Raw genomic sequence first — 10308 nt, 5'->3', positions numbered from 1 at the left:
CGCGAGGTCCTGCCGTCCGGCGCTCCCAGGCCCGGCACCCGTCTGTCCGGCACCCGCCTGTCCGGCACCCCCGGGCCCGGCACCCCCAGGCCCCGTCCCGGGCCCCACGGTCAGATCCATCCGCCGACCTCCGAGGGCGTCAGCGAGCGCTCCAGCTTCAGGTACTCGGTGCGCGCGGCCGCCAGCAGGTGCCGCATCTGCATCGGGCAGCCCTCGTCGGCGGCCTGGAAGGCGGCGGACAGCGCGATGTTGCGGATCGAGCCGCCGGCCACGGTGAGCTGGGCGAGCCGCTCCGGGTCGAGGCCCTCGCTGGGGGTCTGCGCGGGGATGACCCGCCGCCAGATCTCGGCGCGCTCCGGCACCCCGGGGAACGGGAAGTCGACCACGAACCTGATCCGCCGCATGAACGCCGGGTCCAGGGCCTTCTTCATGTTGGTGGTGAGCACGGCCAGGCCCCGGTAGGCCTCCATCCGCATCAACAGGTAGCTGACCTCCAGGTTGGCGTAGCGGTCGTGGCTGTCCTTGATCTCGCTGCGCTTGCCGAACAGCGCGTCGGCCTCGTCGAACAGCAGCAGCGCACCGCCGCGTTCGGCCGCGTCGAAGACCCGGCGGAGGTTCTTCTCGGTCTCGCCGATGTACTTGCTGACGACCTGGGAGAGGTCGATGACGAACAGGTCCACGCCGAGCTGCCCGGCGACGACCTCGGCCGCCAGCGACTTCCCGGTGCCCGACCCGCCGGCGAACAGCGCGGTGACGCCGAGCCCGCGGCGCAGCACCGACTCGAATCCCCACTCCTGGTAGACCGTGCCGCGCCGGCGGACGTGGGCGACGATCTCGCGCAGCGTCGCCCGCTGGCGCTCCTCCAGCACCAGGTCCTCCCAGTCGGCGCGCGGCTCGACCCGCCGGCCCAGCTCGTCCAGGGACATCCGGGCCTCCACCAGCCCGGCCTGCCACGCCAGCGGGCTGATGTCCCGGCCGTCCTCGGCCGCCCGCCGGGCGGTCGCCGCGGCGGCCCGGATCACATGGCCGGGCAGCGAGAACTGCGCGGCCAGCGCGCGGAGTCCGCCGTCGGTGACGCCCGGCGCGCCGCCCAGCTCGGTGGCCCAGATCGCCAGTTGCTCCTCGGGGCCGAGCGGGGGCACGGTCAGCCGGGCGCGGTCCGAGGCCCCGGCCGGCGGGAGCTCGTCGCCGGACACGACCAGCGGCACCGCCAGGCTCGCGAGGAAGGCCTCGGTGCCGTTCGGGGCCTGCGGGCGCTCCCGGCCCGGCTCCCCGCCCTCCACCAGCAGCGCGGCGGGGATCAGGATCGCCTCCCGCTGCCAGAGCCGGGCGAGTTGCTCGCGTTCGGCGGGTTCGGTGGGCAGGTCCTCGCGGTGCGCGGCGTAGAGGCCCAGCCCGGAGCGGTGGGCCGCCGCGGCGGCGATCTCCCAGCGGGTGCGGCGGTCGGCGCCGGTCAGCTCGGCGTGCGGCGGGCCGGTCAGCCCGGCGGCGGTCCAGCCCCGGGCCAGCTCGGCCGCGCACCGCTCGTGCGGGTCGGGCAGCTCGCCGGGCGGCCCGAGCCGGGTGAGCAGGCCGTGCAGCCGTACGTCCAGGTACGGCACGCCGACCAGGTAGTGCAGCACCCGTTCGTCGATCCGCAGCCGGGAGGCGGTGAGCGCGGTCTCGTCGTCCAGCTCGACCAGCCGGAAACGGCGCAGCGGGCCCACCGGGGTGAGCGCGCTCCAGTGCGGCTGGTCCAGGGCGGCGAGGGCGAGCGAGAAGGTCGGGTACGCGCGCCCGGGGTCGCCGCCCGCGGCGGCGCACCGGGCGGCGGCGGTGGGGTCGATGGCGGGGGCGGCGGCCAGGACGAGGACGTCGCGCTCGAACGGGGTGAGCCCGAAGGAGGCGGTGAGCGCGTCCAGGGCGGTGGCGGGCTGCCGGCGCCCGCCCCGGCGGCCGGCGGAAGCGGACGGCGCGGGCCCACCCGAGGGCGCGGCCCCACCGGACGACCCCGGCTCACCGGACGACCCCGGCTCACCGGACGACCCCGGCTCACCGGACGGCGCGGCCCCACCCGACGGCGGCCGGTCGGTGCGCCCGGCCGCGTGCGCGTCGACCCGTTCGAGCACGGCGGCGACCGCGGCCGACAGCGACCGCCGGTGCGGCTCGTCCGCCGGGCCCTCGCGGCCCTGCCTCCGGCGCGTGCTCATCCCTCTCCCCCCGTCCTGCGGTCAGTGCGTCAGGTCCACGACGGGACCGGTGAAGGACCCGTCGTCGGACACCGTCAACTCGCTGGGCACGCCGTCCACCTGGACCCGGGCCAGGTACGCCGTCGGGCGTACGCCGAGGACCGGCACCCGAACCTCGAACGGGTCCGTGCGAGGCCGCGGCGGCGCGGGTGCGCGGAACTGGTGGCTCGCCCCGGGCCGCCCGGCGGGCGGGTGCAGCTCGTCCAGCAGCAGCAGGACCTGTTGGTCGTCCCGGAGCGGCAGGTCCAGCCGGACGTCCAGCCGGGCCGAGACGCCGGCCGGTCCGTCGTGACGGTCCGCGGTGCCGATCGGCGCGACGATCCGCGGCTGCCGGGCGAAGGTCTGGGCGTTGGACTCCACGGCGAGGTGCTCGGCGGCGGGCCGGCCGTCCAGCGCCAGCCCGTGCAGCACCTGCACCCGGTGCACGCCGGGCGGCAGGTCCTCCGGTACGGCGACCACCAGGCGGTCGTCCCGGACGCCGGCCGGGTCGACCCTCACCCGCCGTTCGCCCAGCCGGGCCACCACCAGGTCCGCCCGCAGCCCGGAGCCGTCCAGCACCAGCTCCCGGTCCTTGGTCACCGGCCCTTCCTCGGGGGCGCCCCGGGACCCGGCGGGCCGGGAGCGCACCCGGTCGACGACCGGCCCGCGGGACGGCAGGGCGCGCACGCTGCGGCGCAGCACCGGCTTGCCGGCCACCGGATCGACCCGGCCCTCCACCAGGACGGCGGTGGCCTGGTACAGCACGGACAGCGCGTACGGCGTCTGGAGCAGCGTGCTCCACAGCTTGGACATCTCGTCGACGTCCATCACCGTGGGCGTGAAGCGCACCCGCTGCGGCGAGGCGGCCAGGTCCGCCCCGACCAGGTACGGCTGGGCGGCCGCCTCCTCGATCAACTGCCGGGAGAGCATGGGCTGTTCGGTCAGCGCCCGGATCACGCAGCCGAGCAGCCGCTGGCCGACCAGCTGGGACTCCTCGCCGTAGCAGCTGATCAGGTAGTGCAGGTCGAGGGCGGTGGTCGGCCGGGCCAGCACCGTGCCGTCCGCGGCGCGGGTGGGCGCGTCGCGGTTGCGCAGCGCCGCGTTGGGCGTGACCTGGTAGAGGAAGACGGTGATGGTCGGGTCGGTCGGCGGCTCGGTCGGCGGCTTTCGGGCGCCGACCTCGACGGCGAACGGGATGTCGGGCGAGAGCGAGCGGCTGATGAGCAGCCGCAGCGCCTCGCTCACGGTCGCGATCGCGAGGTGGTTGCTCATGCGACCGCCTCGCCGGGCCCGGTGGGGGCGTCCGCCCGTGCGCACCTCTCGACGGTTCGCTCGCTCCGCTCGCTCATGCGCCCGCCTCGCTGCGCTCGGCAGGGGCGTCCGCCCGTGCGCACCTCTCGACGGTTCGCTCGCTCCGCTCGCTCATGCGCCCGCCTCGCTGCGCTCGGCAGAGGCATTCGCCCACGCGCACCTCTCGACGGTTCGCTCGCTCCGCTCGCTCATGCGCCCGCCTCGCTGCGCTCGGCAGGGGCATTCGCCCACGCGCACCTCTCGACGGTTCGCTCGCTCCGCTCGCTCACGTGCCCACCCGCCCGGTCATGACGGCTCCCGGTTGAGGTACCTGTCCAGGTCGAGGGCCGGGGCCGGTCGGGCCGCGGCCGTGCGGCGCGGTCCGACCGGGGTGCGCTCGGCGGCCCTGACCTCGACCCGTCCGATCTGGACCCGGACCACCCGTTCGACCGGCCGCTGCCGGCCGCGGGCCCCGGCCCCGGGAGCGTGCCCGGGGACGGCCGCCGCGGCGGCCCGCCGTCCGGCCGCCGGCGTGGTGGCGGGCCGTGCCGGTAGGGGCACCGCCCCGGCCGCGGCCGTCCGGGGCGGTGCGGTGACGGGTGCCGCGACGACGGCCGGTACGGCTGCCGGGCGGGCGGCCGCCGCCCGCCCCAGCGGGTCGACGGCCGGTACGGCTGCCGGGCGGGCGGTCGGCGGCGCGACCAGCAGGGGCGTGCGCGACAGCGGAGGGATGACGGGTACGGCGGCGGGCCGGTCGTCGCGGACCGCCGGCGGGGGCGCCGCCCCGGCCGCCGCCGGTCGCGGCGCCGCCGCGGGCCGGGGGAGCGGGGCGGGATCCGGCGGCCCGCCCGCCCGCTCCGGTACGGCCGGTTCGTCGCCGGGGGCCGGCCGGGCCGGTCCGAGCGCGTCGATCCGTTCGAACGGCCCCGGCAGGCGCGGACGCAGACGCACGCCGGACCCGGCTCGGTCCGGGTCGCCCTTCGCCACCAGGCGGTCGAAGTGGTCAGCCATCTGCACACAGCTCCAGGTAGTAGCGGCGCCGCAGCGGGCTGAGCGCCAGGATCTCCGTCTCGCTCCAGCCGTAGGCGGTGGCCAGCAGGTGGACGTCGAGCAGGGTGGCCCGGGCCCAGTCGTCCAGCTCCTCCCAGAGGTAGGAGGCGATGTCCAGCTCGGCGTGGGCCGCCCGGCCGCACTCGGGGCAGCTGAGGTTCAGCCGGACGTCGGCGCAGGGGTCGGCGGCGGCCGCGGCCTCGGCCATGCGCCGTTGGACCGGTTCGGGGAGCCGCCGGGCGGCCACCGGCTCCCCGTCGTGCTCGGCGGCCAGCACGCACCGCTCCAGCAGTACGTCCCTGGCCAGGCCCGCGGGGGCCTGTTCGGCGGCGGCCAGGTCCCCGGGGGTGGGCAATCGGAAGCCGACCCGCCAGCCGTCCAGCTCCACCCGCAGCGGCCCGGGCTCCGGGCGGGCGGTGCCGATCAACTGCCCGGCTGCGAAGGTGAATTCCATCTCCTCCGCGCAGTCCGGGCAGCCGACCCGCACGTCGAGCTGTTCACCGAACAACTCGGCGCGCAGGCCGAACAGTTCGGCGTCCCGCTCGCCGATCGGTACGGCCAGCAGCTCCGCCGTCCCGGCGCCCGGGCGGGCGACGGTGTGCAGCAGCAGGGCCCGCCCGGTGCGGCCGGCCGCCAGCCCGGCCTCCCAGGTGGCCAACAGGGCGGCCTGCCCGGCGCTTTCCATCAGCCGGCCGCTCAGGCCGGCTGCTGGAACGACGGCTCTTCCGGTTCGGGCGTCTCCTCGTCCCGCTCCCAGCCCTCCACTTCCAGCTTGAGGCTCTGGATCGCCACCGCGTTGGCGTTGGCGTCCAGTTCGCCGAGCACCTGGTACTCGCTCGGCCAGGCGCGGTACAGCTTGTGGGCGACGGCCACCTGGCCGGCCTCGTTGAGCACCTGGATCACCAGGTCCTTGCGGAAGTCCCGGAGCGAGACCTCCGCCCCGCGGCCCGCGCCGACCATCCAGACCTTGTTGGCCCAGCGGTCGAACTCCGGGTCGTGGGTGACCCCGCGCTCCAGGGTGACCGCCTCGAAGTCGGTGCGGCCCGGCGACTTGCGCGGCGCGCTCGGATCACCCCCGCTGCGGTGCTTCACCACCTCGGTGGTGCGCTTGAGCGGGCTGATCTTGCTGACCCCGGCGACGACCCGGCCGTCCCAGACCACCAGGAACTTGAAGTTCTTGTACGGATCGAACCGGTGCGGATTGACGGTGAACTCGACCATGGAGATCCTAAACCTCGAACTGTCCGGCGAGCTGCTCGATCTTGACGATCACGAATTCCGCGGGTTTCAGCGGCGCGAATCCGACCACGACGTTCACCACTCCGCGATTGACGTCGTCCTGGGTGGTGGTGTCCCGGTCGCACTTGACGAAATAGGCCGAGCGCGCGGACGTGCCCTGGAACGCGCCCTGCAGGAACAGCGAGTGCAGGAACGCGCCCACGTTCAGCCGGATCTGGGCCCACAGCCGCTCGTCGTTGGGCTCGAACACGACCCACTTGGTACCGCGGTAGAGGCTCTCCTCCAGCATCAGCGCCAGGCGCCGCACCGGGACGTACTTCCACTGCGAGCCGAGCACGTCGGCGCCGGCCATCGTCCGGGCGCCCCACACCACCGGGCCCACCACCGGGAAGGTCCGCAGGCAGTTCACCGCGAGCGGGTTCAGCAGGCCGTTCTCCCGGTCCGTCAGCGGGACGGTCAGCGCGCGCACCCCGGGCAGGCCGGCCTCGGTGCCGGCCGGCGCCTTCCACACGCCCCGCTGGGCGTCGGTGCGCGCCATCACGCCGGCGACGGTGCCCGACGGCGGGAAGCTGCGCAGCCGCCCGGTGAGCGGGTCGACCAGCTCCAGGTGCGGGAAGTACAGCGCCGAGTGGTCGCCGCGCACGGAGTCGAAGGCGGACAGGCCCGCCCGGGCGGCGTCCAGCGTCGTCCACGCCTGCGGCGAGTCGACGATCAGGAACATCCGCTTCTCCGCGCAGAGCGCCTGGGCGGCCGAGACGACCGTGACGGCGTCGTCGACGCTGGCGTAGCCGGCCAGTTCCGGCAGCACCAGCAGGTTGACGTCCTGGACGTCCCGCAGGGCCTGGATGCCGGTCTTGGCCGCCTCGCTGCCGATCAGGTCGGTCAGGCCGGGGGCCCCGCCGTCCTGGCCGCCGGCGAGCGCGACGACCGGCGGGTTGACCGAGCCCTCCAGCCCGAGGTTGTTGGCGGCCTCGCCGAGGAAGCGGACCACGTCGGCCGGGTCGGTGGAGCCGGCGACGACCTGGAGCTGCCGGCCGAACACGCTGACCCGGGTGCCCGCGAAGGCCCGTCGGCCCGGGGCGTCGGGCAGGGCGCGCAGCTTGCGCTCCAGCAGCAGGGCGAGTTCGGCGACGGTGGTCGGGGCGGGGCCGTCCGCGGCCGGGTCGTGGATCCTGACGGTCCGCGCGACGTCGCCGATCTTGACCTGGACCTCGTGGGTGAGGTCCGGCAGCGCGGCCGCGAACGGCTTGGAGACGGTGCCCACCGGGTCCGGCCGGCTCTCCGCCAGGACCTTCACCCGGACGACCGCCGAGCCGCCGTTCACCACCGTCTCGGCGAACCGGGGGCTGGCCTCCCGGACCGACAGGTCCGTGAAGGACTCCCGGACGGCGCCCGAGGTGTCGAAGACCTGGAGGTTGAAGGTCTCGGCCGGGGTGGGCGTCCGGTAGTCCACGGCGACCCGCAGCGAGGCGCCCCAGAGGCCCGGCTCGACGGCCGTGACCTCCAGGGCCGGGGTGGCGGTGGAGGTCTGCGTGGAGCCGAGGGTGACGCCCGCGGCGGCGCCGGTGCCGGCCGCCGCGACCCGGACCACCACGGCGATCGAGCCGCCGTTGAGGAAGAACTGCTGGACGGCGTAGCTGACCGGGCTCTGGCTCGCGAGCCCGCCGAACCGGCGCTCGAAGTCCGCGAAGCTGGTGATGGTGACGGGCTGGTCGAGCGGACCGCGCCGGGTGGCCCCGACGAAGGCGGTCACCGAGGTGCTCACCGCGGTGATGGTGCGGACGCCGCTGGGAAGCTCTTCGATGTAGACGCCCGGATAGGTCGGTGTCGTCGGCAAATTCCCCCTCCGTTCACTTCGTGCATCAAGAGACCTGGAGAAAGGGATTCGCACCGCGGGCGGGCCGCGTGGTCCCGATGCATTGGTGGCAGGCTCAGTCTCAGATTCGGGGGACTATTCGTCAAGACCCGAACTTGAAAAGCCAATTGTATTACTGTGCTTATTATGTGGGGGCTGCGGAAGCGGGAACTCCGTAACCCCCGGTCGGTGTCGGTCAGCCGCCTTCGGGCAGGTTCCGGTAGTCGGGGCGGGCCGTGGTGGGCTCCGCCGGATCCCTCGTGGGCTTCGGCGTCGGTGCGGCGGGCGCCGGGTCGGCGGCGGGCGCGGCGGGAGCGGGAGCAGGAACGGGCGTAGGAGTGGGCGCGGGCCCGGGGACGGACGCCGGCGCGGTCGGCGGGGTGGCCGCCGCCGGGGCCGGGGTGGACGTCGGCGTCGGCGTCGGAGCCGGCGGCTGGTAGGACGGCGGCCGGGCGGCCCCCAGGAACCAGCCCCAGTTCGCGCCGAACCGGTGCTCCAGGAACCGGAACGCCGCGTAGTAGGCCGTGCCGAAGCCGGTGACCAGGGCGGAGGTGACGGAGGCGTCGTCCAGGCGGACGCCGAGCCGCGCGGCCTGCACCACGAGGAAGGCGACGACGTAGGGCACGCAGGTGCGCCACAGGGACAGGGCGAGCTGGTACATGGTCCTCCTCGGCGGACGTCAGTCGACGACCGTGAAGCCGTGCTCCTGGCCGAGCCGGGTCAGCGAGCTGCTGCCGGGTATGCCGTCCGCCTGCTGCCCGCTGTAGCCGTACCTGCGCTGCAGGGCGGAGTAGGCGTCGACGGTCTGGGTGCCGAACGAGCCGTCGAGCCACCGCCGGTCGAGCAGCCCCTCGGCGACGAGGGCCAGCTCCACCGTGTACGCGTCGTCCGCGTGGGTGGTGGCGCCCTGGGGCGCGTCCGGGTCCCGGCGGGCCGCTGCGACCACGTTCGACCTGGACACCTCGGCCAGCGGGACGGCCCCGCCGAGCAGCCGGCGCAGCGAGGCCTCGCCGGGCACGCCGTCGGCGTCCCCGCCGGAGTAGCCCAGACTGCGCTGGTAGTCGGCGTAGTTGAGGGTGTCGGCGTCGGTCCAGTCCGGGCCGGGGCCCTCGCTGTAGTGCGAGCCGAAGCCCGCCGCCACCAGGGCCTCGCCGACGGCGGTGACGTGCGGGCCGTGCGCGCCGTAGCCGTACGGCAGGCCGCCGACGCTGTTCCGGTACCGGGCCGGGGTCGGGTCCGGCTGCGGCGCGGGCTCCTGGGACGGCGGATCGGGCACCGGTCCGGACGGGCGCGGCGCACCCGACGTCACCCAGGCGTACAGCGCCGGGCCGGGGCAGTCGGTCGAGTAGCCGTCCTGGTGCCCCTTGATCTCGGGGCCGGCCGGGCCCTGGCGCACGCAGTACTCGATCGCGTCCCGCAGCCCGTTGAGCATCTCCGGGGTCGGCTCGGTCGACCCGGAGGAGCCGACCAGTCCGCACACCGCGTAGTGCGCCTCGTTGAGCGGGACGTCGCCGTTGGCGCTGTTGCGCCGGTTCAGGCCGCGGCCCTCGAAGACGTGGCCGTGCTCGCAGACCACGAAGCTGTAGCCGATGTCGGACCAGCGGTCGTCGTCCATGTGCGAGGCCTGGAGGCGCCGTACGTAGGCCGGGCAGGTGTCGTGGGTGTCGAAGGTGTACGCGGTGCCGAGGTAGTGCACCTTCACCCCGGCGCGCGGCCCGGCGTACGGGATCGAACCGTTGGGCTCGCGCCAGCGGCGCGCGCCCCACTGGGCGCGGTCCACCAGCTGCAGCCCCGGCCAGTCGGGCACCGGCGGCACGGGGTCCGGCGCCGGCGCGGGCGACTCGGGGGCCTGGGCGGCGCCGGCCCACGCCCGCAGCTCGTCCAGCGAGCCGTTGTACACGTCCACGTCGAGCGGGTCGTCGCTGTACTGGTGGAAGTGCCAGGGCGCCTGGACGCGCGGCGCACCCGCGGCCACGTAGTCCGCGATCCACAGGAAGTCGCCGGCGTTGTCGTCGGTGCGGAACCAGTAGTCGCGGTTGGTGTAGAGCCCGACCAGGTGGTCCGGGTAGCGCTGCTTGACCGCCGCCAGCCACCGGTTCTTCGCCTCGGTCGCGGCCCCGTCGCCGACCGACTGCCCGTACGGCTCGAAGTCCAGCACCAGCAGTTCGCCCGGCGGGATCCGTCCGACGACCCGGCAGAAGTGCTCCACCTCGCCGTCGACCGGGTTCTCCGCGTGCAGGAAGTGGTAGTGCCCGACCACCAGGCCCCGGCGCCGGGCGTCGGCGAGCTTGTCGGCGTAACCGGCCTGGCCGGTGCGGCCCCCTTCGGTGGCCTTGATGAAGACGAACTCCGCGTCCCCCGGGATGCCCGACTGGAAGTCGGAGACGTCGTAACCCTTCGCGTATGCCATCAGGATGCTCCCCCTTTGCGCCGATGGCAGCCACAGCCGACCGGCCCCCGGTCCGGGGCGCGACGCCGGCCAGAGCGTCATGCTCCCTCCACAGTACCGCCGGTGGAAGGTCAACTCCCTTGGTTTGCACGTGATTTGTGCGCCGGGACGGCCCTGCGGCCGCGGCCCGTGCCGCCGCACTATGCCGGCGGCACCATGCCGCCGGCGCACGCGCCGGCGGGCGCCCCCGGCCGGGGGCGCCCGCCGCGTGATCGGTG

The 10308-nt window shown here is 75.2% G+C and carries 8 protein-coding genes; all 8 read right to left on the bottom strand.

The features are described from left to right. Positions 1 to 110: 110 nt before the first annotated feature. The 8 genes from ACIQI7_RS13625 to ACIQI7_RS13590 all read right to left on the bottom strand — a co-directional run bounded on the left by ACIQI7_RS13625 (position 111) and on the right by ACIQI7_RS13590 (position 10051). Positions 111 to 2189 carry an ATP-binding protein gene (locus ACIQI7_RS13625; protein ID WP_401108650.1) on the bottom strand — a complete coding sequence of 693 codons (2079 nt, stop codon included), beginning with the start codon at positions 2187 to 2189 and terminating at the stop codon, positions 111 to 113. A 21-nt stretch (positions 2190 to 2210) separates the two neighbouring features. After that, a complete protein-coding gene (locus ACIQI7_RS13620; protein WP_401108647.1) occupies positions 2211 to 3479 on the bottom strand; it encodes a DUF4255 domain-containing protein in 1269 nt (422 codons plus the stop codon). Between the two features lie 324 nt (positions 3480 to 3803). Continuing rightward, complete coding sequence (locus ACIQI7_RS13615; protein ID WP_401108644.1) at positions 3804 to 4508, bottom strand: hypothetical protein; 705 nt, start codon at positions 4506 to 4508, stop codon at positions 3804 to 3806. Beyond that, positions 4501 to 5232, bottom strand: a complete 732-nt coding sequence (locus ACIQI7_RS13610) for a hypothetical protein (RefSeq protein ID WP_401108642.1) — start codon at positions 5230 to 5232, stop codon at positions 4501 to 4503. The genes ACIQI7_RS13615 and ACIQI7_RS13610 overlap by 8 nt, the downstream gene beginning before the upstream one ends. 11 nt (positions 5233 to 5243) lie before the next feature. Then, positions 5244 to 5768 (bottom strand): phage tail protein, encoded by a 525-nt coding sequence (locus ACIQI7_RS13605; protein ID WP_387732895.1) that lies wholly within the window; start codon positions 5766 to 5768, stop codon positions 5244 to 5246. Positions 5769 to 5775: 7 nt separating this feature from the next. Then, positions 5776 to 7623 (bottom strand): phage tail sheath family protein, encoded by a 1848-nt coding sequence (locus tag ACIQI7_RS13600; protein WP_401108637.1) that lies wholly within the window; start codon positions 7621 to 7623, stop codon positions 5776 to 5778. 214 nt (positions 7624 to 7837) lie between these two features. Next, entirely contained in the window at positions 7838 to 8302 is a 465-nt protein-coding gene (locus ACIQI7_RS13595) for a hypothetical protein (protein ID WP_401108634.1), read from the bottom strand. Positions 8303 to 8320: 18 nt separating this feature from the next. Continuing rightward, complete coding sequence (locus ACIQI7_RS13590) at positions 8321 to 10051, bottom strand: peptidoglycan-binding protein (RefSeq protein ID WP_401108631.1); 1731 nt, start codon at positions 10049 to 10051, stop codon at positions 8321 to 8323. Positions 10052 to 10308 lie beyond the last annotated feature (257 nt).

The organism is Kitasatospora sp. NPDC092039, assembly GCF_044756065.1.
In the GTDB taxonomy this organism is placed as follows: Bacteria; Actinomycetota; Actinomycetes; order Streptomycetales; family Streptomycetaceae; genus Kitasatospora.
This window is presented reverse-complemented; position numbering and strand designations above follow the sequence as displayed.